The 24,990-nt window shown below is 69.7% G+C and carries 26 protein-coding genes; 15 read left to right on the forward strand and 11 right to left on the reverse strand.

Annotated features, from left to right (window positions below; translation table 11 throughout):
• Window positions 1–18: 18 nt before the first annotated feature.
• On the reverse strand, window positions 19–462 hold the full coding sequence (locus KNO15_RS00150) for a hypothetical protein (protein WP_241701338.1): 444 nt from the start codon (window positions 460–462) through the stop codon (window positions 19–21).
• 31 nt (window positions 463–493) lie between these two features.
• Here KNO15_RS00150 and KNO15_RS00155 point away from each other — a divergent pair, with 31 nt between their 5' ends.
• Both KNO15_RS00155 and KNO15_RS00160 read left to right on the forward strand, forming a co-directional pair.
• Window positions 494–1,069, forward strand: a complete 576-nt coding sequence (locus KNO15_RS00155) for a DUF416 family protein (protein ID WP_241701339.1) — start codon at window positions 494–496, stop codon at window positions 1,067–1,069.
• An 892-nt stretch (window positions 1,070–1,961) separates the two neighbouring features.
• Window positions 1,962–2,429 carry a hypothetical protein gene (locus KNO15_RS00160; RefSeq protein WP_241701340.1) on the forward strand — a complete coding sequence of 156 codons (468 nt, stop codon included), beginning with the start codon at window positions 1,962–1,964 and terminating at the stop codon, window positions 2,427–2,429.
• Between the two features lie 32 nt (window positions 2,430–2,461).
• On the opposite strand, the gene KNO15_RS00165 is transcribed toward KNO15_RS00160, so the two are convergent.
• The gene (locus tag KNO15_RS00165) at window positions 2,462–2,821 is read right to left on the reverse strand and encodes a metalloregulator ArsR/SmtB family transcription factor (protein ID WP_241701341.1); all 360 of its coding nucleotides are present in this window, start codon (window positions 2,819–2,821) and stop codon (window positions 2,462–2,464) included.
• A 67-nt stretch (window positions 2,822–2,888) separates the two neighbouring features.
• On the opposite strand from KNO15_RS00165, the gene KNO15_RS00170 reads away from it, so the two are divergent.
• From KNO15_RS00170 to KNO15_RS00180, 3 genes are read left to right on the forward strand one after another with little or no spacing between them, the layout of a single operon-like run.
• Window positions 2,889–3,803, forward strand: a complete 915-nt coding sequence (locus tag KNO15_RS00170) for an NAD(P)H-binding protein (protein WP_241701342.1) — start codon at window positions 2,889–2,891, stop codon at window positions 3,801–3,803.
• A gap of 50 nt (window positions 3,804–3,853) precedes the next feature.
• Window positions 3,854–4,462 carry a winged helix-turn-helix domain-containing protein gene (locus KNO15_RS00175; RefSeq protein WP_241701343.1) on the forward strand — a complete coding sequence of 203 codons (609 nt, stop codon included), beginning with the start codon at window positions 3,854–3,856 and terminating at the stop codon, window positions 4,460–4,462.
• 25 nt (window positions 4,463–4,487) lie between these two features.
• Window positions 4,488–5,780, forward strand: coding sequence for an MFS transporter (locus KNO15_RS00180; protein ID WP_241701344.1), 1,293 nt, complete (start codon window positions 4,488–4,490; stop codon window positions 5,778–5,780).
• An 8-nt stretch (window positions 5,781–5,788) separates the two neighbouring features.
• On the opposite strand, the gene KNO15_RS00185 is transcribed toward KNO15_RS00180, so the two are convergent.
• A complete protein-coding gene (locus KNO15_RS00185; protein WP_241701345.1) occupies window positions 5,789–6,898 on the reverse strand; it encodes an AI-2E family transporter in 1,110 nt (369 codons plus the stop codon).
• Between the two features lie 229 nt (window positions 6,899–7,127).
• On the opposite strand from KNO15_RS00185, the gene KNO15_RS00190 reads away from it, so the two are divergent.
• The 7 genes from KNO15_RS00190 (at window position 7,128) to KNO15_RS00220 (ending at window position 14,936) form a co-directional block, all read left to right on the forward strand.
• Complete coding sequence (locus KNO15_RS00190; protein WP_241701346.1) at window positions 7,128–8,339, forward strand: ROK family transcriptional regulator; 1,212 nt, start codon at window positions 7,128–7,130, stop codon at window positions 8,337–8,339.
• On the forward strand, window positions 8,336–9,565 hold the full coding sequence (locus KNO15_RS00195) for a Gfo/Idh/MocA family protein (protein ID WP_241701347.1): 1,230 nt from the start codon (window positions 8,336–8,338) through the stop codon (window positions 9,563–9,565). Before KNO15_RS00190 ends, KNO15_RS00195 begins: the two co-directional genes overlap by 4 nt.
• Window positions 9,566–9,685: 120 nt before the next feature.
• Window positions 9,686–10,951, forward strand: coding sequence for an ABC transporter substrate-binding protein (locus KNO15_RS00200; protein ID WP_241701348.1), 1,266 nt, complete (start codon window positions 9,686–9,688; stop codon window positions 10,949–10,951).
• Window positions 10,952–10,953: 2 nt separating this feature from the next.
• Window positions 10,954–11,919 (forward strand): carbohydrate ABC transporter permease, encoded by a 966-nt coding sequence (locus tag KNO15_RS00205; protein ID WP_241701349.1) that lies wholly within the window; start codon window positions 10,954–10,956, stop codon window positions 11,917–11,919.
• The gene (locus KNO15_RS00210) at window positions 11,912–12,811 is read left to right on the forward strand and encodes a carbohydrate ABC transporter permease (protein ID WP_241701350.1); all 900 of its coding nucleotides are present in this window, start codon (window positions 11,912–11,914) and stop codon (window positions 12,809–12,811) included. Before KNO15_RS00205 ends, KNO15_RS00210 begins: the two co-directional genes overlap by 8 nt.
• A 41-nt stretch (window positions 12,812–12,852) precedes the next feature.
• Window positions 12,853–13,884: a Gfo/Idh/MocA family protein gene (locus KNO15_RS23235; protein WP_241701351.1), complete on the forward strand. Its 1,032-nt coding sequence runs from the start codon at window positions 12,853–12,855 to the stop codon at window positions 13,882–13,884.
• The gene (locus tag KNO15_RS00220) at window positions 13,881–14,936 is read left to right on the forward strand and encodes a Gfo/Idh/MocA family protein (RefSeq protein ID WP_241701352.1); all 1,056 of its coding nucleotides are present in this window, start codon (window positions 13,881–13,883) and stop codon (window positions 14,934–14,936) included. The genes KNO15_RS23235 and KNO15_RS00220 overlap by 4 nt, the downstream gene beginning before the upstream one ends.
• Window positions 14,937–15,013: 77 nt before the next feature.
• On the opposite strand, the gene KNO15_RS00225 is transcribed toward KNO15_RS00220, so the two are convergent.
• From KNO15_RS00225 to KNO15_RS00235, 3 genes are read right to left on the reverse strand one after another with little or no spacing between them, the layout of a single operon-like run.
• Window positions 15,014–15,856: an NAD(P)-dependent oxidoreductase gene (locus tag KNO15_RS00225; protein ID WP_241701353.1), complete on the reverse strand. Its 843-nt coding sequence runs from the start codon at window positions 15,854–15,856 to the stop codon at window positions 15,014–15,016.
• Window positions 15,857–15,915: 59 nt separating this feature from the next.
• The gene (locus KNO15_RS00230) at window positions 15,916–17,160 is read right to left on the reverse strand and encodes an RNA polymerase sigma factor (RefSeq protein WP_241701354.1); all 1,245 of its coding nucleotides are present in this window, start codon (window positions 17,158–17,160) and stop codon (window positions 15,916–15,918) included.
• Window positions 17,157–17,495: a YciI family protein gene (locus KNO15_RS00235; RefSeq protein ID WP_241701355.1), complete on the reverse strand. Its 339-nt coding sequence runs from the start codon at window positions 17,493–17,495 to the stop codon at window positions 17,157–17,159. The genes KNO15_RS00230 and KNO15_RS00235 overlap by 4 nt, the downstream gene beginning before the upstream one ends.
• Window positions 17,496–17,719: 224 nt before the next feature.
• Between KNO15_RS00235 and KNO15_RS00240 the strand changes: the two genes are divergently transcribed.
• Entirely contained in the window at window positions 17,720–18,841 is a 1,122-nt protein-coding gene (locus KNO15_RS00240; RefSeq protein WP_241701356.1) for a baeRF8 domain-containing protein, read from the forward strand.
• A 91-nt stretch (window positions 18,842–18,932) separates the two neighbouring features.
• Here the strand turns inward: KNO15_RS00240 and KNO15_RS00245 are convergent, their stop codons facing one another.
• Genes KNO15_RS00245 through KNO15_RS00255 form a run of 3 tightly spaced genes read right to left on the reverse strand, consistent with a single transcriptional unit; the run spans window position 18,933 to window position 21,531 of the window.
• Window positions 18,933–19,457 carry a DUF2017 domain-containing protein gene (locus KNO15_RS00245; protein ID WP_241701357.1) on the reverse strand — a complete coding sequence of 175 codons (525 nt, stop codon included), beginning with the start codon at window positions 19,455–19,457 and terminating at the stop codon, window positions 18,933–18,935.
• Complete coding sequence (gene clpS, locus KNO15_RS00250) at window positions 19,454–19,756, reverse strand: ATP-dependent Clp protease adapter ClpS (protein WP_374113118.1); 303 nt, start codon at window positions 19,754–19,756, stop codon at window positions 19,454–19,456. Before clpS ends, KNO15_RS00245 begins: the two co-directional genes overlap by 4 nt.
• The gene (locus KNO15_RS00255; protein ID WP_241701358.1) at window positions 19,753–21,531 is read right to left on the reverse strand and encodes a glycoside hydrolase family 15 protein; all 1,779 of its coding nucleotides are present in this window, start codon (window positions 21,529–21,531) and stop codon (window positions 19,753–19,755) included. The genes clpS and KNO15_RS00255 overlap by 4 nt, the downstream gene beginning before the upstream one ends.
• A gap of 29 nt (window positions 21,532–21,560) precedes the next feature.
• Here KNO15_RS00255 and KNO15_RS00260 point away from each other — a divergent pair, with 29 nt between their 5' ends.
• Window positions 21,561–22,937, forward strand: coding sequence for a glucose-6-phosphate dehydrogenase (locus KNO15_RS00260; protein WP_241701359.1), 1,377 nt, complete (start codon window positions 21,561–21,563; stop codon window positions 22,935–22,937).
• A gap of 74 nt (window positions 22,938–23,011) precedes the next feature.
• On the opposite strand, the gene KNO15_RS00265 is transcribed toward KNO15_RS00260, so the two are convergent.
• Window positions 23,012–23,461 carry a hypothetical protein gene (locus KNO15_RS00265; RefSeq protein ID WP_241701360.1) on the reverse strand — a complete coding sequence of 150 codons (450 nt, stop codon included), beginning with the start codon at window positions 23,459–23,461 and terminating at the stop codon, window positions 23,012–23,014.
• 97 nt (window positions 23,462–23,558) lie between these two features.
• The gene (locus KNO15_RS00270; protein ID WP_241701361.1) at window positions 23,559–23,756 is read right to left on the reverse strand and encodes a hypothetical protein; all 198 of its coding nucleotides are present in this window, start codon (window positions 23,754–23,756) and stop codon (window positions 23,559–23,561) included.
• 61 nt (window positions 23,757–23,817) lie between these two features.
• Between KNO15_RS00270 and KNO15_RS00275 the strand changes: the two genes are divergently transcribed.
• Window positions 23,818–24,972: an SLC13 family permease gene (locus tag KNO15_RS00275; protein WP_241701362.1), complete on the forward strand. Its 1,155-nt coding sequence runs from the start codon at window positions 23,818–23,820 to the stop codon at window positions 24,970–24,972.
• Window positions 24,973–24,990: the final 18 nt, after the last annotated feature.

A 24,990-nucleotide genomic window follows, 5' to 3' on the forward strand; every position in this document is an offset into this window, starting at 1 on the left:
GCTCCGGACCGCGCAACCTCAGCCCTGCCCCTGATCCCAGAGCCGCCACCCGTCCTTCGTCTGAACGAAGCAGAACGACCAGGGTTCGCTGCCCGCGTTCATCGACCGGTCGCTGCTGCCGGTCGTCGTGATGACGTAGGACATGCACTCCCCGTCATCTCCGGTGCGGCCGACGAGGCGGTAGGAGGTCAGGCGCGGGTCGTCGCACCACGCCGGGGTGTGCGAGGTCGTCAGCACTCGGGTCATCCCGCAGTCCTCGTCCTTGGCGGCCTTCAGGTAGGCGTCGGCGACGGTCGACATCGGCGCCGTCGCGCCGGGCACGCGGCCACGTGGAGCCGCAGCGGCCGGGTTCAGCAGCGCATACGCCAGGCCGACAGCGGCCGCGGCGCCGACGACGATCGCCACCGCGACGACGGACGGCCGAGCGCGGCGGCGCCGGACGGGTGCTGGTGTGGACTCCACGACGTGAGACTAGTGGGTGATGAGGTACGCCGTGACGCACAGCTATGACGAGCGAGTCATTCACGACCGCTTGGCTCCACTTGCCCGAAGTGCGAAAGCCGCCGTGGCTGCGGCGACGGCTGAGCGCCTCTTTCCGCTCTATGTGCTCTACTCGCATGCCGCGCGCGAGAGCTCGGACCCCGGAGCTTTGAGGACCGCTTTGGATGACGTGTGGAGCGCTGTTCTGGATGGCGTGCCGCACGGCTCATCCGATCCGTATGAAGCGGCGCTTTCGTTGGTTCCGAATGCGGACGATCCCTCCTGGATCCCTGAGTCGGCGTTTGCGCAGAATGCCGCTGCAGCCGTGGCGTATGCGTGGCGGGTGTGGGTCACCGATGATGCGCAGCAAGCGGCTTGGGGACTGCGGCAAGCGATAGAAGCCGCAGACTACGCCGCTGGATCAGGATCGTCTGCTTCGTCGGGATCCCTGGTCGATGCGGCTGCCGAGGCGATCGAGCACGACATCGCCGTTGTCGAGTCGAACACCGATGGTTTCAGGGCTCTGCTGGCAGAAAGCACATCGCACGACTCCTGGGGGTGGCAGCTCGCCGACCGCTGGCATGGCTGACGGGGCGCACACGGCTCTTGAAAGCGATGTGGCGATTGCGTCCGTTGAACGGCTGTTCGAGCTCCACGAAGTCGGCGTGGACCTCCGCGACCTCTGGGACTTGTCACCGCAGGCCGACGACGATGGTGCAGCGCGCTGCTGACGCTCTCGGACGCCTGAGGGATGGCGATCCGCGGGCGTTGTGAACCCGCACCTCGGGTGTCGGAGTTGTAACCTCGCCCTGTAACACCCACGATCCCGTAAGAGGAGATGCCGGTGCAGCCTGATTCCGCCAGCGTTTCCGCCTCAGGCAGGCGACTTGTCTTTCCGCCCCAGCGGTGGACGGTGGCGCTTCCGAGCGGAGCGAAAGCTTTCGTGTGGGCAGACAGTATGGGCCGCCGTGCCGACGCGGAGTTCGAGCAACTCATCGAGCGAGGAGGGGCTACGGTTCTCAGTCCCGTCGCGCACCTTTTACGGGGAGCGTATGTGGATTGGAGTGAGCCGGCAGAGAACGATCATGGTGAGGTCGAATACACCCCTCGTGCTTGGAATGACCCGGAGGACTCGTACGATTCGATCACGTTCGATGGTGAATGCTGGCTTACCGGCCAGTCGTCCCGTGTTTGGGAAGTGACGATGGTCGATGCGTCGGTGGTGCTCGTCTGGGCGGATGCCTGGGTGCTCGAGGAATCGGCGTACCGGTTCACCAATGCAGCCCGTGATGCCTCCGGTCCTGTGCAGCTCGCAGCTGCAACGATCCCGGCAGCCTCGGTCCACGCCGTGAGAAAGAGGGGGAACGGGAGCGAGCCCGTTCCATGCGATGGAACAGCGTCCCGTTGATGGCTACGAGAATCTCGATCAGCGACGTGCGTCTGTAAGGATTGCGCAGGACAGCAGGGGAATGGAGAATGCAATGCCGGAGGTCGAGATGCGGGCCGATCCGGAACTGTTGCTGCTCTCCATCGGCCGGGGTCGTTGGACGACTTTGGCTCACGTCATCTCGGCATGGGACATGTTGGACGCCGGCATCCCCTGCCGCACCCAATTGGAGCGCTCCGCAGCGATTCTGCTGGGGTCGGGGTTGATCGATGACGACGATCGTGGACGGTTGCGTCCAACCAGAGCCGCGATGAAACTGCTTGCCTCACCGTCGTTGAAGCACCTGCGACCTCGTCTGCAAGTGCGTGAGCTTCGTGTCGTGCTGCAGGGTCATCTTCGGCCGCCCGCGGACTACGCTCTCCAGGAACAGGTCTACCGAGCGGCAGTGGACGAGTACGTGTCGCGTGGGGTGAGGCGCGTCGAACGCCTGACGATGAGGTCCGATCGCTGGGTCGCTTCACCGCGACGAACGGGATCCGGAAAGAACAGAGGTCGCGCGTGAGGCAAGCAGATCCTCCTCGCAGCGGCACTTGATCAGGAGATCTTGGGCCGCGCTTCCTGGACGCGGCCGGTGCCGGCCGACCGCCCGGTGCCGCGCTTGCGCACCTCGCGCAGCACGATCTGCTCCGGGCACACGGTCGAGAGGAAGTCGCCGACCGACAGCGCGAGCCAGTCGCCTGCGAGCGAGTAGAGGATGCGGTTGGCGTCGCGGCGCTCCGTGACGAGTCCGGCCTGGCGCAGCACGCTCAGGTGGCGGGAGATCGTCGGGCCGGTGGCGGTGAAGCGCGCCGCGATCTCGCCGGCGGCGAGTTCGCCGTCTTTGAGGTCTTGGAGGATCTGCCGCCGGGTCGGGTGGGCGAGCGCGGCGAAGATCTCGGAAGCGCTGTCTGTCATGGTTGCACTTTAGCACCATTGCTAGATACTGTTTAGCTCCAGTGCTAATTAGCAAAGGAGTTCCATCATGCGGATCGCCATCACCGGAGGCACGGGCTTCGTCGGGCGCCACCTCGCCGAGCGGCTCGACCCGGTCGAGACGGTCGTGATCTCGCGCCGGACCGGCGTGCGGATCGACGACGTCGACGCCCTCGCGGCGGCCTTCGCCGGCTGCGACGCCGTCGCGCACTGCGCGGGGATCAACCGCGAGCTGGGGGAGCAGACCTTCGATCGCGTGCACGTCGAGGGGGCGCGCGCGGTCATCGATGCGGCGCGCCGGGCGGGCGTTCGGCGCATCGTCATGGTCAGCTTCCTGCGGGCGCGCCCCGACTGCGGCTCGCGCTATCACGAGACCAAGTGGGAGGCAGAGGAGCTCATCCGCGACTCCGGCATCCCGCACACGATCCTCAAGTTCGGCATGATCTACGGGCCGGGCGATCACATGATCGACCACGTCACGCGTGCGGTGCGCACGCTCCCGGCGTTCGCGACGGTCGGTTTCCGCGAGCGCAATGTGCGGCCAGTCCCGGTGGACGACGCGGTCGACGTGCTCGTCGCCGCGCTGGAGGGCCGCGTCCCCGATCCGACCGTCGCGGTGATGGGGGCCGACGAGCTCGCGCTCGGCGAAGCGGTGCGCCGCATCGCGCGGGTTGCCGGGCGGCGCCCGGTGTTCTTCCCCGCCCCGGTGTGGACCATCCGGGCGCTGGCCCAGCTGACCGAGTGGACGATGGTCGTGCCGCTGGTCGCCAAGGCGCAGGCCCGGATGCTGAACGAAGGCGTCGACGAGCCTGCTCCGTTCGCCCCCGAGCTCCCGGTCGAGCTGCGACCGTCGAGGCATTTCGACGACGACAGGATCCGTGCGGCGCTCCCGGTCGGCGGTTTCGGTCTCGCCGACCTCCGCTTCGTGGGCCGGAGGCGGCGGAGGGTGGTCGCCACCTCCTGATTTCCACAGAAACTCTTCTGCAGAAAAGATTCTGCAGTTATCCTGCCCGTATGGACGAGGAGATGGACGGGTTCCCGGGGTTCGATCCCACACGGGATGTCATGCTCTCGCCGTCGGCGATGCGCGGCCTGGTGAACCCGCTGCGGCTCCGGCTGCTCGAGCTGCTCCAGGCCGACGGGCCGTCGACGGCCACCGAGCTCGGCCGAAGGGTCGGGCAGTCCACCGGCGTGACGAGCTACCACCTGCGCGTGCTCGCGCAGCACGGGTTCATCGTGGAGGACGAGGAGCGCGGTGACGACCGCGATCGCTGGTGGCGGGCCGTGCACCGGTCGACGTCGTTCTCGTTCCGCGTGCCGGGCGATCCGGCGACGACCGACACGGTCGATCAGGCGGTGCAGTTCATCCGCCTCAACGTGGAGGCCTCCCACCGGCGCGCCCTCGACTGGGTGGACACCCTCCCGAGCCAGGTCGACGAGCTCGCGGCGATGCCGTGGACGGTCAGCGACTGGCCGTTGACCCTTACGCACGAGCAGGCGCGGACGGTGGTGTCGGCCGTGCGCGACCTCGTGACGCGGTTCCAGCGCGATCCGGACACCCCGTCGAGCGACGCCGACGCCGTGCGGGTTCACGCGCAGTTCCAGCTCTTCCCGGAGGGCTGATGCGGGCGACGCTTGCGGCGACACGATGAGCAGCACGCCGGGCCGCCGTCGCGGTCCACTGCTGGCTCTGGTGGCCGCCTACTTCGTGAGCGGTACCGGAACGGCGCTCTCCGCCGTCGCGATCCCGTGGCTCGTGCTCGTCACGACCGGCAGCGCCGTCGCGACCGGGGTCGCCGGCTTCGCGGAGATGGCTCCGTACGTGCTCCTGCAGGCGACCGCCGGCCCGCTGGTCGACCGACTCGGGCTGCGGCGCACGTTCCTGCTGGGAAATCTGGCGGCCGCCGTCGCGGTCTTCCTGGTGTTCCTGCTGGGCGAGCTCGATGCCCTGCCGTTCGGCGTGCTGCTGGCACTCGTCGCGACCGCAGGGGCCGTGCGCGGGGCGGCGGATGCCGCCACGACCCCGATGCTCCCGCCGCTGGCCCGCCTGGCGCACTGGAGCGACGAGCGCGCTGTCGGCCTCTACAGTGGTGCGAACCGGGCGGGCCTGCTGATCGGACTGCCTCTCGCCGGAGCCTTGGTCGCCCTCCTCGGGCCGGCGGGCACGGTGCTGCTGGACAGCATCAGCTTCCTGGTCGCTGCAGTGCTCACTGCGGTGTTCGTCCCCGCGGTCGCGGTCACCCGTCCGCCCGCTGCAGAACCCTCTGCCGCGCCCGGCCTGCCGCACGCGGCTGACGGCTCCGGCCTCCGCGCCTACCTCGCCCAGCTCCGGGAGGGCGCCCGCTTCCTCCGCGGCGACCGCCTGCTGCTCAGCCTCCTGGTGCTGATCGTCATCACCAATCTGCTCGACCAGGCGATGAACGCCGTCTTCCTCCCCGTGTGGGCGCACGACCGGGTTCACGACGCCGTGGCGTTCGGGGTGGTCGGAGGAGCGTCCGGCCTCGGGATGCTGGTCGGGGTGCTGCTCACGGCCTGGGGAGGCCGACGGCTGCCTCGCTGGATCACGTTCGCCCTGTGCACGCTGCTGGCGTCCGCCCCGCCGTTCTTCGCGGTCGCGGGCACGGACGCCGTGCTCCCGGTCGCCGCGGTGTTCTTCGTGTGCGGCGTGTTCGGCGGTGTACCGAACCCGATCGTCGGCGCCGTGCAGTTCGAACGCGTTCCGCCCCGGCTGCAGACCCGCGTGCTCGGCGCGATGAAGGCGAGCGCCTATCTCGGCATCCCGTTCGGCTCGCTCCTCGGCGGCCTCCTGGCTCAGAGCGTAGGGCTCACGGTCGCGTGCGTGGCGGCCGGGCTCGTCATGCTCGTGGTCACGATCGCACCGCTGGTGTTCCCGGTGTGGCGGGGGCTGGACCGCGGCGCGCCGGGGCCAGCAGCGGAGTGAGGGGCGCCCTACAACCGGTCCTTCCTCGGCATCACGACCTCCTTGATGATCAGGATGATGCCGGCGGAGATCGGGATGGCGACCAGAGCGCCGGGGAGGCCGAACAGCGTCGAGCCGGCCAGCGCCGAGATGAGGACCACCGAGCCGGGCACCTGCACGGCCTTGCCCATCACCTTCGGAGTGAGGATGTACGCCTCCACCTGCATGTACACGAGCATGAACACCAGCACCACGATGCCGCTGACGGGTGAGTGGATGAGCGCGAGGACTGTCATCACGGCGGTCGTGAGCACCGTGCCGATCAGCGGGATGAGCGTGATGAAGAACGCGGCCAGCGCGATCAGGAAGGCACCGGGCACGCCGGTGGCGAGGAGCAGGATGAGGCTGTAGGTCGCGTTGAAGAAGGCGAGGATCACCATTCCGCTGAGGTACTTGCCGAAGTTCTGGAGGATCCGCTCGGAGTACCCCTCGAACCGCGTCCGGTGCGAGCGTCGCACCAGGTGGTAGAGCGACTGCTTGGTGGAGTCGTACGAGGCGATGAAGTAGATCGTCAGGATGGCGATGAAGAAGCCCGTCGTGAAGGCGTTCAGCACCGACAGGCCGAAGCCGAGCAGGCCGTTGCCGACGTTGGCCCAGGTCTGCGGGTTCTTCACCTGGTCCGAGATCCAGGTGAGGGCCTGTCCGAGCACGCCGTTGCTGGCCTTGTTCGTTGCGTCGAACCAGCCTTCGGCCTGCAGCCTCTGGACCTCGGCGGGGATCGAGGTCGCGAGGTTGGAGATCTGCGTCACGAGCAGGGGGACGACCACCCAGATGATCGCGACGAGCACGCCGACGATGAGCAGGATCACCGTCACGATGGCCCACGCCCGCTTCATCCCGTGTCGCTGGAACCAGCGGATCAGCGGGTCGAGGCCGACGGTGGCGAAGGCCGCGAGGAAGACGGAGAAGATGATCGACCGGAGGCCGTACAGCATGTAGCCCGTGGCGATCGCCCCCAGCGCGCCGAGAGTGACCACGAAACCGAACAGCAGGGGGCTGCGTTTGAGCAGCGGGGCGGAGCCGGAGGACTCCGAGGCGCGGTCTGCCGCGCGACGCTCCGGCGATTGGATGAAACGCATGGAGGCCTCCTGCTGGCTGGTCGAGCGTCAGAGCGAGCGTATTGGTCGGCGAACGCACGGACAAGGGCGACGCGCGAGAGTGGGGCGGCCGGTATCCGAGATCGCGGAATACGCAAGTCGTTTTGCTTGTATCGGCGTTCGTCTTGACCGCAGGCACCTGGTCGTGCTCTACTGTCCGAAAGCAATTACAAAAGCTACTTTCTTTGTAAGCGGACGGAGAGGTCCTGCGGTGATTCCAGTGGAGAACGGCGCGCACGATGCGCGCCAGGCGAACCAGAGCGGCGCCCGCGTCGCGGTCGCCCTCCGCGACGGAGGCCGCGCGACCGTCGCCCAGCTGGCCGAGCGCACCGGACTCTCACGCCCCACCGTCGAGGCCGCCCTCCCGGCGCTCCGCGAGCGCGGTCTGGTCGACATGATCGAGGAGCACACCGCGGGAGGCCGCGGCGCAGGCCGTCCGGCACGTATCTTCGAGTTCGTCGCCGACGCGGGCCTCCTCGTCGGCGTCGACGTCGGCATCCACCGCGTGCGGGTGGTCGTGGCCGACCTGACCGGGCGGATCGTCGCGTGGCATCAGCGCGACATCGAGCACCGGTTCGTCGGCGCCGACCGTCTCGACTACGTCAAGGACGCCGTGCGCACCTGCTTCGACCGAGCCGGGCTCGACGTCGGCCGACTGGCGACGCTGTCGGGCATGGCGGTCGCCGTGTCGGGGATGGTCGGACCGGACGGCCGGCTGGCGGTCTCGCACAACTTCCCCGACTGGGAGGGCGTCGACATCGCGGGGAGGCTCCGCGAGGAGTTCGGTTGCACCGCCGCGATCGAGAACGACATGCGGCTCGCGGCGCTGGCCGAGCACCGGATGGGCGCTGCACGGCTCGTCGACGACGTCGCCTACTTCTTCGCGGGCCACCGCATCTCGATGGGCCTGATCATCGACGGCAAGCTGCGGCGTGGTCGTCACGGCGCGGCGGGCGAGATCGGCGGCAGCGTCTTCTCGATGCACGTCGACGACTCGGGCCAGCTGCGCTGGGAGACCGCGGAGACCGCCGAGGAGGTCTTCCGCGCAGCTGCGGCGGGAGACGCGGCCGCCCAGGCAGAGATCGAGCGGTTCGTGCGTGGCGTCGCCACCGGCATCGCGACGGTAACGATGGCCGTCGACCCTGACGTGGTCGTGGTCGGCGGCGGTCTGTCCCGCGCGGGCGAAGAGCTGCTCCGACCGCTGCGTGCCGCCGTCATGTCGGAGATCGGGGTGCCGGTCCGGCCGTCGATCATCCAGTCGGAGCTCGGTGCCGAATCGGTGGTGCTCGGCGCGCTGGCGCTGGCCTCCGGTCAGGCGATGGAGCGGCTGTACCTGGTGCCTGACCTGCCGGAGCCCGACATCGACGTCGCCGCGGCACGGACGATGGCGGCGCAGGAGATCGTGGAAGAAGCAGCCGGATGAGCAGAGGAGTGCAGATGGGCGCAGAGCTGACAGCGCAACAGACGGCGGGCGAGCGGGAGCGGGTCACCGGTCGGCCGTTGCGGCTCGCCGTGATCGGCGCAGGTGCCCGATCCGAGATCGCCGGTCACGCCGTGGAGGCGGGGGACGGTGTGATCGTCGCCGTCGCCGACCCGAGTGCCGTCGCGCGGGAGCGCGCGGCCGAGCAGTTCGGTGCGGCGGCGGAGCTCTTCGCCGGCCACCGTGAGCTGATCGCGGGCGCCGTCGACGTCGACGCCGCCTTCGTCACCTCTCCGGACCACACCCACGCGGAGGTCGCGATCGACCTCCTGAGGGCGGGCATCGCGGTCTACCTCGAGAAGCCGCTCGCGATCGACGTCGCCGACGCCGACGCCATCCTCGCCGCCGCCGCCGAGTCGGGCACCCCGCTCTACGTCGGGCACAACATGCGGCACATGGCCGTCGTCCAGACCATGCGCGACATCATCCAGCGCGGCGACATCGGCGAGGTCAAGGCGATCTGGTGCCGGCACTTCGTCGGGAACGGAGGCGACTACTACTTCAAGGACTGGCACGCCGAGCGCGCCAAGTCCAACGGGCTGCTGCTGCAGAAGGGCGCCCACGACATCGACATCATCCACTGGCTCGCGGGAGGCTACTCCGAACTGGTCACCGGCATGGGCGGCCTCACGCTCTACGGCGGGATCGACGACCGGAGGGACAACTCCGACCGCTCGATGCCGGATTGGTTCTCGCTCGACGCCTGGCCGCCCCTGGCCCAGCGTGAGCTGAACCCGGTGATCGATGTCGAGGACCTCTCGATGGTCACCATGCACCTGGACAACGGCGTGTTCGCCTCGTACCAGCAGTGCCACTACACCCCGGACTACTGGCGCAACTACACCGTGATCGGCACGGAGGGGCGCCTGGAGAACTTCGGCGACTCGGACGGCGCCATCGTGCGCGTCTGGAATCGCCGGACCACCTACAACCCCGTCGGAGACGCCGAGTACACCGTGCTCGGCGACGAGGGCGGACACGGAGACGCGGATCGGCTCACCGTAGCCGAGTTCGTGCGCTTCGTGCGGGAGGGGACCGCGACGACGACGTCCGCCGTCGCCGCCCGCAACGCGGTGGCCACCGCCGTGGCAGCCACCGAATCGATCCGCGACGGATCCCGGCCCCGTGCCGTGCCCGCCGTGGATGCACAGGTCGCGGCGCGGTTGTAGCCGCGACCAGGCTCCGTACGCACCAGAAGCACGGAGCGCACGAGAAACGAAGATCCGGGCCGGCGAGTGGAGTCGCCGACCCGGCAAGGCACCGACAACCCCCTCATCGAAGGAGAACCAATGCGAAAAGCCCTGCTCGCGGCCGCGGCCGCTGTCGCCACCGCGGTCGTACTCGCCGGCTGCTCGTCCAACACTGGCAGCGGTTCCGATGCCCCTGCCGATCATAATCTGTCCGCCAGCATCTCCTACGCGTTCTGGGACGTGAACCAGAAGCCGGCGATGGACGCTCTGATCAAGGACTTCAACAAGGAGTATCCGAACATCAAGGTCACCACCCAGATCACTCCGTACGCGAACTACTTCACCAAGCTGCAGACCCAGGGATCCTCCAAGACCCTCCCCGACGTCTTCTGGATGAACGGGCCCAACTTCCAGCTCTACGCATCCAACGGCCTGCTCGAGCCGATCGGCTCCGGCATCAAGCCGGCGAACTACCCCAAGGCGCTGAACGATCTCTACAGCTGGGACGGCAAGCAGTACGGCGCGCCCAAGGACTTCGACACGATCGGCGTCTTCTACAACAAGGCCGTCTTCGACAAGGCGGGCGTCGCCTACCCGAGCGCGAACTGGACCTGGGACGAGTTCCACCAGAAGGCCAAGGAGATCTCGGACAAGCTGAAGGGCGACGGCGTCTACGGCGTCGCGAGCGGCCTCTCCGGCGGCCAGGAGATGTACTACAACACGATCCTTCAGGCCGGCGGCTCGATCATCTCGAGCGACGGCAAGAAGTCGGGCTACGACGACCCCAAGTCGATCAAGGGCCTCCAGTTCGTGCGCGACCTGATCGCCGACGGCTCGTCGCCGACGCTCTCTCAGCTGTCGGACACCCCGCAGGACCAGTGGTTCATCAACTCCAAGTCGGCCATGATCTGGTCGGGCACCTGGCTCAACTCGGAGCTGCTCGCCTCGCCGATCAAGAACACCATCGCGCTGGCCCCGCTGCCCACCGGTGAGCGCCAGGCGACCGTCATCCACGGTCTCGCCAACGTCGTCGCGAAGGACTCCAAGAACAAGTCCGCCGCGATCGCGTTCCAGGACTACCTGGGCGGCAAGCAGGCCGCCGAGACGCAGGCCAAGCTGGGCGCGGCCAACCCGGCCTTCAACGGAACGCAGCAGGCGTTCGTCGACACCGCTCCGTGGGATCTGAACATCTTCGAGAACGCTGCGGCCGACTACGCGTTCCCGTACCCGATCTCCAAGAACACCGCGGCCTGGAACAAGTTGGAGAACGACCTCCTGCCCGACGCCTTCAGCGGCAAGAAGCCGGTCGAAGAGGTCGCCAAGGAGCTCGCCAAGCAGATGAACGCGGCCCTCGCCAAAGAGTGACCATGTCCACTCAGACGATCACGAAGGGAGCGGGCGCCGCGCAGGCGGCGCCCGCCTCCCGGGGCGAGAGCGCCCCTCGGCCCCGCAAGCACGGCCGGCTCCGCAAGGACGGTTGGTGGGCGCTGCTCTTCGTCGGCCCGCTACTGTTCGGCGTGCTGGTGTTCTACATCTGGCCGATCTTCCGCAACGCCTACTTCAGCTTCACCACCTGGGGTGCCTTCGGCGGCGCCACCTGGTCGGGCATCTCGAACTACCAGCAGATGCTGGCCGACCCCGACTTCTGGCGGTCGATCCTCAACACCTTGATCTACGTGGGGATCCTGCTGCTCGGCATCCCGATCGCGGTGCTGTTCGCCGCGTTGATCAACCGGCCGGGCCTGAAGTTCGCCGCCGCATACCGCACCGCTTTCTTCCTGCCCTACGTCGCGATGCCCGCCGCGATCTCGATGGTGTGGCGGATCATCTTCAACGGCGACTTCGGCGTGATCAACTACACGCTCTCCCTCGTCGGCATCAAGGGTCCCAACTGGCTCAGCACGGAGTGGTTCGCGCTGTTCGCCGTGGGTGTCGTCGGTGTGTGGATCTCGCTCGGTTTCAACCTCATCGTGCTCTCGGCCGGCATGCGCAGCATCCCGCCCGAGATGTACGAGGCGTCGTCGATCGACGGCGCGACGCGCACCCGGCAGTTCTTCTCGATCACCGTGCCGCTGCTCAGTCCGTCGATCTTCTTCGTGTCGGTCATCACCGTGATCACCGGGTTCCAGCTGTTCGACCTGCTGTACGCGCTGATGGGCACGCAGAACCCGGCGATCAACCAGACGCAGTCCTTGGTCTACCTGTTCTTCGCGCACCAGCAGACCGGCGACAACGGCTACGCCGCAGCGGTCGGGGTCGCGATCCTGATCCTGGTCGGCGCGCTCACGATGCTCCAGTTCCGCATGCAGAAGAGGTGGGTCAACTATGTCTAGCTCGGTCGCCTCCCGATCGGTCGCCTCCCGGTCCGCCGCCTCCCGTCCGACCGGCTCCCGCCCTGGCGCGGGCCGCGCGCGCAACCGCAACGGACTGACCCACGCAGTGCTGATCATCGCCTCGCTGTTGATGATCTTCCCGTTCGTCTGGCAGATCCTGATGTCGCTGGCGACGAACGCCCAGGTCACGTCGGTCCCCCCGACGGTCTGGCCGGGCACCCTGCACTTCGAGAACTTCGCCCACGTGTTCGACCAGCTGCCGTTCCTCAACCAGCTCTGGGTGTCCGTGGCCGTGACGGTCATCCGCACGGTCGGCCAGCTGCTCCTGTGCTCGATGGCCGGGTACGCGTTCGCGCGGATGGAGTTCCCGTTCCGCCGGACGATCTTCGCCCTCGTGCTCGCCATCCTGATGGTGCCGCCGCAGGTGTACCTGCTTCCGCAGTACCAGATCGTCCAGGGGCTCGGCTGGCTCAACACCATCGCCGGCATCGCCGCGCCGGGCATCTTCAGCGCGTTCGGCACCTTCATGATGCGGCAGTTCTTCCTCGGGCTGCCGGACGAGCTCGCGGAGGCTGCCCGCCTGGACGGCGCCAACCACTTCCAGGTGTTCTGGAAGGTCATGCTGCCGTTGGCCAAGCCCGGCCTCTCCGCTCTGGCGATCATCACCGTCCTCGCCTCCTGGAACGACCTGCTCTGGCCGCTCATCGTGGCGACGGACTCGACGCAGATGCCTCTGGCGCCCGGCATCGCCACTCTGACCAGCCAGCGGTCCATCCCGGACTTCCCGCTGCTGCTGGCGGCGAGCCTGCTCGCGATGGCGCCGGTGCTCATCCTCTTCCTCCTCATGCAGCGGCGCGTCATCGACGGGATCGCCTTCTCCGGTCTCAAGTGACCGGGCGCAGCCGCAGCGACCACCTCAGAAAGGCACTCCACGTGACCACCCTTCGAGTCGGCCTCATCGGGGCCGGCGGCATCTCCCGCGTCCACGCGGACGGCTGGCGCGCCCTGGGCGCGGCCGTCACCGTGTACTCGCACGACGGCGCTGACGCGCTCGCGGCCGAGTACGGGTTCGCGGTCGCCACCGACCTCGACACCCTCCTCGCTACCGTCGACCTCGTCGACATCGTCACCCCGACCACGAGCCACGCGCCGCTCGCGCTGGCGGCGATCCGGGCCGGGAAGCACGTGATCTGCGAGAAGCCGCTCGCGGGCACCGTCGACGACGCACGCGCGGTGATCGACGCAGCACGGGAGGCCGGCGTCCAGCTGTTCCCCGCGCACGTCGTGCGCTATTTCCCCGACTACGCGGCGCTGCGCGGGCAGGTGACTGCCGGCCGGATCGGCGAGCCGGCCGTCCTGCGATTCGTGCGTGGGGGAGAGGCACCGCGCACGGGCACCTGGTTCCACGACGTGGGCCGCGGCGGCGGGATCGTGCGCGACCAGATGATCCACGACCTCGACCAGGCGCTCTGGATGGCGGGCGACATCGTCCGCGTGTACGCGGCGCAGAGCGCGCCGGCCGGCGACCCGGACGCCCCCGACGCCGTCACGGCGCACGTCGTCCTCACGCACGCGAACGGCGCCCTGAGCCACGTGCAGGGCACGTGGGGGCCGCCTGGTCTGCCGTTCCGCACCTCGGCGGACATCGCGGGATCGGCCGGGACCCTGGCCCTCGACTCGGCGCCGAGCGCCAGCCGGGTCGACATCCCGACGGCGCATGCAGGTGACGGCTACCTCCCGCCGGCCTCCCCGACCGAGAGCCCCTACACCGCGCAGCTGCGTGACTACGTCGCCGCGATCGCGGAGGAGCGGGAGGCCCGGGTGACGGGCGAGGACGGCCTGCGCGCCGTCATCGTGGCCGAGGCGGCGATGGATTCGCTGCGCACAGGGCTTCCGGTGGAGGTCGACCTGTCGTCGACCTCCGACCGGGCGTCCGCCGCCGTCCCCGCCGGGGTCGGCGCATGACCGGCACGACCTTCGAGGAGCTTCCGTTGACCCCGTCCGCCTCCCGGCCTCTCAAGGTGGCCGTGCTGTCCTTCGCCCACACGCACGCGATCGGCTACTGCCGGGCGCTCGCCGGCCGTGCCGACATCGACCTCGTCGTGGCCGATCCCGACGGTGCGTCGGCTCCGGATGAGGCGCCCCGGGGAGCCGAGCTCGCCGCGGAGCTGGGCGTGCGCTACCTCGAGACGTACGAAGAGGCGCTCGCCTGGGCGCCGGACGCCGTGATCGTCACGGCCGAGAACGCCCGGCACCGCGCGCTGGTGGAGGCTTCGGCCGCCGTCGGCGCGCACATCCTGTGCGAGAAGCCGCTCGCCACCACCGTCGAGGACGCGGAGGCGATGCTCGCCGCCGCCGAGCGTGCCGGCGTCACCCTGATGACGGCGTACCCCGTGCGGTTCGCGCCGTCGTTCGCCGACCTCCTGCACCGCGTGCGTTCGGGCCAGCTCGGCACGGTGCTGGCGGTCAAGGGCACCAACAACGGCAAGCTGCCCGCCGAGCGCGCCTGGTTCACCGACCCGGCGCTCTCCGGAGGCGGCGCGTTGGTCGACCACGTGGTGCACTGTGCCGACCTGCTCGACGAACTGCTGGGGGAGCAGCCGTCGACGGTGCACGCGGTGGCGAACCGCCTCCTCCACCCGGAGTCCGCCGTTGAGACCGGCGGCCTCGTGACGGCGGTGTACCCGAGCGGCGTGGTGGCGACGATCGACTGCTCCTGGAGCGTTCCGCAGAGCGCTCCGACCTGGGGCGGGCTGACGCTGCAGGTGACGGGGACGCGCGGGTCGGTCACGATCGCCCCCTTCGCGCCGCACCTGGGCGGCCAGACCGAAGACGGCCCGGTGTGGGTGCCGCTCGGCACCGACCTGGACGGGGCCATGCTCGACGCGTTCGTGGACGCGGTGCGCTCCGGGCGCCCGGCGACGCCGGACGGCCGGGTCGGCCTCCGCACGCTGCGCGTCGTCGATGCGGCCCGCCGCTCCGCCGCCACCGGCGAGGTGGTCGCAACCGTCGGGTGACGCTCACGGTTCTGCGGATTTGCGGCAAATGATGCGTTCGACGCGCTCACAGAGCACATTTGCCGCAAACCGTGCGCTCAGCGATCGCGGGCGATGACGGAGAAGTCCTTGTCGCCGTGGCCGGCCTCGATGGCGCGCTGCAGCTCGGCGGCGACGAGGGCGACGGCCGGGAGGGGCACGTCGCTGGTCGCGAGCATGAGACGGGTGTCCTTGGCGAGCGCCTCGGCCGTGAACTGCGCGTCGTCGAAGTCGCCGGCGGTGACGAGGGCACCCTTCTGCGCGGCCAGTGGCGCGATGGCGGTCAGTGACAGCGTCGAGAGCACGTCGTCATTGCTGAGCCCCGCGGCTCGGCCGAGCCGCAGCGCCTCGGACAGCGTCTCCATCGACACCGCGAGCGCGAGGTTCGCGACCAGCTTGGCGGCGGTGGCCGCGGCCGCCGAGTCGAAGGTGCGCAGCTTCTCCTGGTCGGCCCACAGCCCGACGATCCGCTTCGCGTCGCGCGCCGCGTCGTGCTCGCCGCCGACGAGAACGGCGAGCGCGCCGGCGCGCGCAGGGGCGAGCGAGCCGACGACCGGCGCCGCGACGTAGCGGATACCCGCAGCGGAGGCACGTTCGGCGAACTCGATCGCGTCGGCGGGGGAGACCGTCGTGACGTCGATCCACAGCGTCCTCGGTCGCCACGGCAGCCCGGCCTCGGTGATGGTCTCCCGCACGGCCTCCGGCCCGAACAGCACGCTCACGACCGCGTCGACCCCGGCGACGGCCTCCGCGGCCGACTCGGCGACCCCCGCGCCGCGCCGCCCGATGGTCTCGGCGGGCCCCGGCGACCGGTTCCACACGGTCACCCGGTGGCCGGCGTCGATCAGATGCGGAACGAGCTCGCGGCCCATCCGGCCGAGCCCGAGGAATGCGATGTCCATGCGGCCACTCTCCACCGGAGGGGAGGCGAGGGGAAGGGGAGGACGAGACTACAACACCTTCACCCCTCCGGCAGCAATCCCCGCCGCCGTTCCAGGAACGCCCGCTCGCTCTCGTTCCCGCACAACCGCAGCGCAGCGTCGTACTCCTCGGCTGCTTCCATCTCGCGTCCGACGCGGGCCAGCAGCCCGGCCCTCACCCCGTGCAGCAGGTAGAAATCGGCGAGCGGATCTCTCAGCGGCTCCGTAGCGACCAACCCGGCCGACGCCCCCGCCGCCTCCGCCACCGCGACCGCCCGGTTGAGCGCGACCACGGGCGACGGCTGAACCCGCAGCAGCTGGTCGTACAGTGTCACGATCTGTCGCCAGTCGGTGTCGGAGGCGCGCGCGGCGTCGTCATGCACCGCTTGGATCGCCGCCTGCAGCTGGTACGGCCCTGGCCGCCCGAGTACCAGGCAGCGGCGCACGATGGTATGGCCTTCCGTGATGAGCGTGGCGTCCCAGAGCGACCGGTCCTGGTCGGGCAGAGCGATCATCGCGCCGTCGCGGTCCAGCCGCGCCGGCCTCCGTGCATCGATGAGGAGCAGCAGGGCGAGCAGTCCCGCGACCTCCGGCTCCTCAGGCAGCAGCCCGGCCAGCAGCCGTGCGAGCCGGATCGCCTCCGCGCACAGCTCGTCGCGCACGAGCCTGTCGCCGGCGGTCGCCGAGTAGCCCTCGTTGAAGATCAGGTAGACCACCGCGAGCACGGAGGCCAACCGGCCGGGGAGGTCGGCCGCCGACGGCACCCGGTACGGGATGCGCGCCTGGCGGATCTTCGCCTTGGCCCGCGAGATGCGCTGCGCGAGTGTCGCCTCCGACACCAGGAACGCCCGGGCGATCTCCGCCGTGCTCAGTCCCCCGAGCAGGCGCAGCGTCAAGGCGACCCTGGCCTCCGGCCCGAGGGCCGGGTGGCAGCAGGTGAAGATCAGCCGCAGCCGATCGTCCGAGACCGGCCCGGGGTCGGCCGACTCGAGGGAGGTCGCGAGCGCGAGCAGCTCGGTCGCCTCCGCCTCCCGCTCCCGCCCGACCGCCTCCCGCCGCAGCCGGTCGATCGCCCGACGACGCGCCGTCGTGATGATCCAACCGGCCGGTGCGGCCGGAACGCCGTCCACCGGCCAGCGGGCCACGGCGACCGCGAACGCCTCCTGCACGGCGTCCTCCGCGCGGTCCAGGTCGCCGAGAGACCGGTAGAGCACCGAGACGGCGCGGCCGAACTCCAGTCGGAACACGGCCGCCACCGCCTCGGTGCCATCGGTGGGGAGGGTCATGCGAACGGGCGCACCTCGATCGGCAGCGTCGACGCGACGGCCAGACGTCTGCCCCATGCGAGGGCGGCGTCGAGGTCCGGCACGTCGACGATGGTGAAGCCGCCGAGGTGCTCCTTGCCCTCGGCGAACGGGCCGTCGGTGACGAGGACCTCGTCGCCGTCCGGCCGCAGCACGGTCGCCGAGGCGGCCGGCAGCAGGCCGTTCGAGAACACCCAGGCGCCGGCGGCGCGCATCTCGTCGTTGAGGCGGTCGAGGTCTTCGCCGATCGCGGCGAGCACCTCCGGCTCCGGGATGGGCCCGTCGGGCTGGTAGACGCTGAGCAGATACTGGGACATGGTGGGATTCCTTCCTCTCACCGTCTACACGAACGGGAGGGCACCTTCTCGACATCATGGCGCGGACCGCTCGCATTCGTCACGAATGTCGACATTCGTGCCACGAATGTCGACATTCGTGACGAATGCCGGCCAGTCCTCGGGACTTGTGCGGTCTGACGGCCGCGACGAGACTGGGCGGACCGGCCGACGACGTCCGGCCGGTGGACGACCGAGGAGGAAACGTGGAGTACAAGGACATTCCGACCAAGGCCGACATCGAAAGGATCGCGTCGCTGCGCGAGCCGGGCTGCGTGAGCATCTACCTGCCGACGGGCACGACGCCGCCGGAAGCCGACCGTGCCCGGATCGAGCTCAAGAACCACCTCGCCCGCGCGGTGAAGTCGCTGGAGGCGATGAGCATCGACCGTGCGACGATCGGCCGCATCCAGGCCGAGGGGGAGCTCATCCTCGATGACCGCGACTTCTGGCGTTACCAGTCGCGTTCGCTCGCGGTGTTCCTCGACGGGACGGTCGCCGAGACGTTCCGCCTGCCCAACCGGCTGACGTCTGCCTGCGAGATCGCCGACCGGTTCTACATCAAGCCGCTGCTGCGCGCCGTGACCTTCCCGCAGTCCGCGCTGATCCTGGCGCTCGCGCAGAACTCCGTGCGGTTGATCCGCATCGACCCCGAGGCTCCGCCCGCCCTCGTGGAGGTCGAGGGCATGCCCGAGAACGTCCCGGCGGCGGTCGGCCTGCCGTCGGTGAGCGGGCGGACCGCGTCCGGTCGCGTGCAGGGTTCCGAGGGGCAGAAGGTGCGGATGCTGGAGTACGTGCAGGCGATCGAGCGTGCGCTGCACCCGCTGCTGGCGACCTCCACGGAACCGCTCATCCTCGCCGCGGCCGAACCCTTGGTGGGCATCTTCCGCGGAGCGACGGACTATCCGCGACTGCTCGACGACGTGATCGCCGGCAACCCCGAGGAGAAGACGGAGGACGAGCTGGCGGCCGCCGCGCGCGGCGTGCTCGACCGGCTCTACGCGGGCAAGGTGGAGGCGCTCAAGGAGGACTTCTCGACACGCATCGCCGGAGGCACGGCACTGGTCGATCTGAGCGACATCGCCAGGGCAGCGACCTACGGAGCCGTCGAGACGCTGGTGTTCGACATCGACCGGCGCGTACCAGGATCGCTCGACGACGAGACGGGCAAGATCGCCTACGGCGACGACGACACCGCGGGCAACTACGGTGTGGTCGACGAGATCATCCGCCGCTCGCTGGCCTCCAAAGCGAAGGTCTACGCGCTCCGGGCCGAGGACGTCCCCGGAGGCGGCGCCGTCGCAGCGGCCGTCCGCTTCCCCGTCTGAGCGGCACCGGATCCCGCCGAAGGGCACCTAAGCGCCCTTAAAGCTCGGTTTTAGGGGCGCTTACGTGCCCTTCGACGCCCGAGGGAGCGCTTCAGCGACGGGAGGCCCGGGTCAGGGCGTGCACCAGGAACTCCTGCACCGCGGCGAGCCAGTCGTAGACGGCCCGCCGGGTCGCCGACTCGAGATCGTGCACGTCGCCCTCGTCGCCGTCGTGCTCGATCCCCAGCCCGGCGGCGAGCACGAGCCGGATGTCGGTGAGCGTGCGCAGCCAGGCCTGCGCCTGCGCGTCGTCGAGCCGCACCTCCACCGATTCGCCCGCCGTGTCGCCGAGCGAGTCGATCACGGCCCGGGCGTTGTCGGCCTTGCGCTCCGCGATCCGCTCGGCCGTGAACCGGCGGAACTCCGCCGAGGCCTGGGCGTCGTCGGGATACGCGTCGGGCAGCAGTCGCGCGAGCGCCGGGTCGGACTCCGCCGTGGCTGCCCCGGCACCTTCGGCGGCCGCCTGCTCGGCGCGGGAGACCGCCTCCGCGGCGAACCGGCGCAGCACCTCCACCTCTGCAGCCTCGAAGCGCGCGTGCACGCCGCCGCCGTGCCGGTCGGCCCGGAACGGCCTCACGCGTCCGCCTTCCTCAAGGTCGCCCACAGCCCGTACTCGTGCATGGCCTCCACGTGCCGCTCCATCTCCTCGCGCGTACCGGTCGCGACCACGGCGCGGCCCTCGTTGTGCACGAGCAGCATCAGGCGCTGCGCCTCCGCCTTCGAGAAGCCGAAGTAGCTCTGGAAGACATAGGTCACGTACGACATCAGGTTCACCGGGTCGTTCCACACGATGGTCACCCAGGGCGAGCCGAGCTCGAGCCGTTCGCCGAGGTCGACCTGCTCCTCGACCGCGGGCTCCGTCACTGCCGGCGTCACTGCGACTGCATCTCCGCGATGGCGTCCGCCGCCCGGACGAGAGCCAGGTGGGTCAGCGCTTGAGGGGTGTTGCCGGCCTGCGAGCGGCCGTCGACGTCGTACTCCTCCGACAGCATCCCCACGTCGTTGGCCAGCCCGACGAGCCGGTCCATCAGCCGCGTCGCGTCGTCCATCCGATGCGACCGCGCGTACTGCTCGACGAGCCAGAACGAGCAGGCGAGGAACGGGTGCTCTCCGGGAGGCAGCCCGTCCACGCCCTGCTCGGTGCGGTAGCGCAGCACGAGCCCGTCGCGGAGCAGGTCGGCTTCGATCGCCCTGACGGTGCCGAGCATCCGCGGGTCGTCGAAGGCGCAGTAGCCGACCTGGGCGAGCAGCAGCAGGGAGGCGTCCACCTCCGTGCTCCCGAAGTACTGCACATACGTCCCGCGGTGCTCGTCGAAGCCGTTCGCCTCCAGATCGGCGCGGATCTGGTCGCGCAGATGCCGCCAGCGCTCGACCGGGCCGTCCAGCCCGTACTGCTCGACTCCGCGGATGGCGCAGTCGAACGCCGCCCAGACCAGCCCGCGAGAGTGCGTGAACATCTGCGGCTCCCCGCGGATCTCCCAGATACCGTGATCCGGATTCCGCCAGTTGTCCTCCAAGAAGCCCATGAGCGCGCGCTGCAGTGCCCAGGAGAACCGGGTCTCCGGCACGCCGGCCTCGCGCCCGCGGTCGAGGCCCAGCATGACCTCGCCGATGACGTCGGCCTGGAACTGGGTCGAGGCGCCGTTGCCCACCCGCACCGGGCGGGCGCCCTGGTAGCCGGGGAGGCTGTCGATTTCGCGCTCCTCGAGGTCGCGCTCACCGCCGAGCCCGTACATGATCTGCACGTCTCCCGGGTCGCCGGCGATGGCCCTCAGGAGCCAGTCCCGCCAGTGGTCCACGTAGTCGTTGTAACCGTGCGCCAGCAGCACGGCGATCGTCAGCGAGGCATCGCGCAGCCAGACGTAGCGGTAGTCCCAGTTGCGCTCGCCGCCGAAGCTCTCGGGGAGCGACGTCGTCGCCGCCGCGACGATCCCGCCGGTCTCGAAATGGGTCAGTGCGCGCAGGATGAGCAGCGAGCGCACGACCTCCTCGCGGTACGGGCCGTCGTGGTCGCAGCCCTCGGCCCAGCCGGTCCACCAGGCGCGCGTGCGCACGAGGGCGTCCTCCACGTCGAGCGCTTCGGGCGTGGCGCGATGGGACGGGAACCACGTCATCGAGAGGTCGACGGTCTGCCCGGCGTGCACGGTGAACCTCCCCTCGTGGGCGTGGTTGCTCGCGTGCAGCGACGAACCCCGGAAGACCAGACCGTCCGGTCCGGCGACCGCCACCAGCGCGGCCGGCTTCTCGTCCGTCATCTTGCGCACCCACGGGATGGCCGTGGCGTAGCCGAACCGGATCCGCAGTTCCTCGCGCATCTCGACGTGGCCGCTCACCCCGCGCACCCGCCGCACGAGGTCGGCCCGGTGATCGCCCATCGGCATCGCGTCGACGACCTCCACCTCACCGGTGGACGTGCGCCACCGGGTGACGAGGATCATCGTGTCGCGCTCGTACGCGCGGGTGCAGCTCGCGGCGGGATCCGTGGGGGCCAGCAGCCAGCGGCCGTGGTCTTCGGTGCCCAGCAGGGCGCCGAAGGTCGACTGCGAGTCGTACCGCGGCAGGCACAGCCAGTCGATGCTGCCGTCCCGTCCGACGAGGGCTCCCGTGAAGCAATCACTGATCAGGGCGTAATCCTCGATGGGGAGCGACATATCCCCAGTATGGCCGTACTGTGAAGGCCATGACGCAGACCGTTGGCACTCTGGTGATTCTCGGAGCGAGCGGCGACCTGTCGTCCAGGCTCCTGCTCCCCGCCGTCGGCCAGTTGCTCAGCAACCACCCCGAACGGCGCTTCCGGCTGATCGGCGCAGGAGCGGAGGAGTGGTCGGATGCGAAGTGGCGTTCCACCCTCCGTGCGTCGTTCAAGACCGTGAAGGCGAGCGGGCCGGCGGTGGACGAGCTGCTGAACGGGTCGAGGTACCTCTCGGTCGATGTCACGAAGCCCGACGACCTCCAGCGCATCTTCGACCTCTGCGAAGGTGCTCCCGCGCTGTACTTCGCCCTCCCGCCCGCCATCACCGCGAAAGCCTGCGAGGCGCTGGCGAAGCTGACGCTCCCCGAGGGGCTCACGCTCGCACTGGAGAAGCCGTTCGGCACGGACAGACGCAGCGCGGTCGCCCTGAACAAGCGGCTGGCGACCCTGGTGCCGGAGGAGCGCATCCACCGCGTCGATCACTTCCTCGGCAACTCGACGGTGCTGAACCTCATCGGCCTGCGCTTCGCGAACAGCATCCTCGAGCCGGTCTGGAACGGCGACCACGTGCAGAGCGTCGACATCGTCTACGACGAGACCCTGGGGTTGGAGGGCCGCGCCCGCTACTACGACAACGCTGGCGCCCTCATGGACATGATCCAGAGCCACCTGCTGCAGGTGCTCGCCGTCGTCGCCATGGAGCCGCCGTCCGCCCTCGACGCCACCGACCTGCGTGACGCCAAGGCGACTGTGCTGCGGGCGACGCGCATCTGGCGCGACGATCCGCTCGTGGCGAGCCGGCGCGCCCGCTACACCGCGGGAACCGTCGAGGGGCGCAAGGTGCCCGCCTACACGAACGAGCCGGGGGTGGATCCGTCCAGGAACACCGAGACGCTCGCCGAGCTCACGGTCGAGATCGACAACTGGCGCTGGGCCGGTGTGCCCTTCACGCTGCGCTCCGGCAAGGCGCTCGGTTCGCGTCGCCGCGAGATCCTGGTCACGTTCAAGCCGGCCAGGCACATCCCGCGCGGTCTGCGGGGGCACAACGAGCCCACGATGCTGCGGATCATGCTCGCGCCGGATGCGATGTCGCTGGAGCTGAACATCAACGGGCCGGGCGATCCGCACGAAATCGAGCGGGTGGCGCTGAGCGCGGAATTCGGCCCGGGGCTCCTGCTGGCCTACGGGGAGGTCCTCGAGGGGATCCTCGACGGTGACCCGTCGCTCTCCGTGCGCGGGGACACCGCAGTCGAGATGTGGCGCATCGTGACGCCCGTCATCTCGGCGTGGAAGAAGGACGACGTGCCGCTCCAGACCTACCGAGCGGGCTCATCCGGCCCGGCCTCCTGGAAGCACATCGGCTGAGCGGACACTCGAGACGGCTGATTCTCCGTCGTCCCGCGCGATGCCTGCGTCGTTCGCGCTGTGTCGCGGACGGGTCAGGCCGCGGGGCGCTCGATGATCGCGGGGATCTCGCCGGTGACCGGGCGACGGAGGTCGGTCCAGACGGTGATGGGCGCGGGCTCCCAGCCGAACGCGGCGGGCTCGGCGACCTCGTCGGCGGCCTCGGCCTCGACAACGGGCTCCGCCTCGGCCTCTGCGCGGTGCTGCGGCTCGGCGGCCACGACGATCTCGGACTCGCCGGCCTCGAGCCGGCGGCGTGCCTCCACCAGTGCGGCGGTGATGCCGACCGAGACGGACTGCGAGAGGACGGAGTGGAAGATGGCGTCGGTGTCGTCGGAGGAACGGCGCGAGACCGTCCACTCGCCGCGCTCGCCGATCAGCTCGGCGATCTTGGCGTGAACCACTTCGAGGATCTGTGCATCCGTCAGCTGAGGAACCGGCGCCGCCTGCACCTCGGCGGCGGCGTGCCGCCTACGTCCAAACATCGCGCAACCCCTTCCAGGTTCTCCGTCGAGAACAGTTTCGGGGCCGTACCTGCTCAAAACGCGCGGACACGCCGTGCGGACTGCGGAATTCGTGCGGTCAGTGCCCGATTTCGCGCTCGTCGGCCTCGCGGGACTCCTGAAGCACCGTCCCGACGGCGATCACCACGCTCAGCGCAGCGCTGATCCAGATGAGCGGCACGCGCCAGTCCCGGGGGCCGTTCTTGGTGGTCTGGATCGTCGTCCACAGCCCGATGATCGCGCTGATGACCGCGCCGTTGAAGATGAACTTGCGCATCGGCGTCCTTTCGCTCGTGAGTTAGCGTACGCTTCCCAAGGCGTCTGACGAGAGGAGCGGCATGCGGACGGCGATCGTCGGCGCGGCGCTCCTGGTGCTGGGCGGTGTCGCGGCGGTGACGGGACTGCTTCCGTGGTCGGACGCGCTGGCCCTCTGGGATCGCGTGTGGCCGATCCTCCTGTTCGTCATCGCGGTGACCGTGGTGACCGAGCTGGCGTCGGAGGCCGGCGTGTTCACGGTGATCGCGCAGCAGACCGCGCGGTGGGGCCGCGGACGAGCCTGGCTGCTCTGGCTGCTGGTCGTTGCGGTGGCGGCATTGAGCACGATCTTCCTCTCGCTCGACACGACGGCTGTGCTGCTCACGCCGGTGGTGATCGTCCTCGCGAGGCACGCGGGTCTCGACCCGCTGCCGTTCGCGCTGACGACGGTGTGGCTGGCGAACACCGGCTCCCTGCTTCTGCCGGTGTCCAATCTCACGAACCTACTGGCCCAGCACGCGATGGGGGATCCCTCGCCGTTGCAGTTCGCGGCGCTGATGTGGGCGCCGGCTGCGGTCGCGATCATCCTGCCGATGGTCGTGGTGGCCGTCATTTCGCGCAAGCAGCTGCGCGTGCGTTACGTCACGGGCGAGGAGGAGGGCGTCGAGGACCCCGTGCTGTTCTGGATCAGCGCTGCGGTCGTGGCGGCGCTGGTTCCGCTCCTGGTGTCCGGCATCCCGGTCTGGCTGCCGGCGTCGGCCGCGGCGGTCGTGCTCATCACGGTGTTCGCCGTGCGTCGCCGCGATGTCCTGCGGTTCGGCCTCCTGCCCTGGCAGCTGGTGCTCCTGGCGTCGGGGCTGTTCCTGTTCATCGAGGCGCTGCACGCCAACGGGCTCGGGACGCTGCTGGCACGCGTGTCGGGATCGGGGGAGTCGCCGCTCGACCTGCTGCGGCTCTCGCTGACCGGGATGGTCGGGGCGAACGCGATCGACAACCTCCCTGCCTACCTGGCGCTGGAGCCCGCGGCCGGCAGCCCGGTGCGGCTCGCCGCGCTGCTGATCGGGGTGAACGCCGGTCCGCTGATCACGCCATGGGCGTCGCTGGCGACCCTGCTGTGGCACCAGCGGCTGTCGTCGTTCGACGTGCGCATCCGCTGGCGCCGCTACGTGCTCCTCGGCCTCCTGGTCGCCCCCGTCACCGTCGTCGTCGCAACGCTCGCCCTCGCCGCGACCGCCTGACGCCGTCGGACCACTCCG

This window comes from Leifsonia shinshuensis, from assembly GCF_022606355.1.
Lineage (GTDB): Bacteria > Actinomycetota > Actinomycetes > Actinomycetales > Microbacteriaceae > Leifsonia > Leifsonia shinshuensis_B.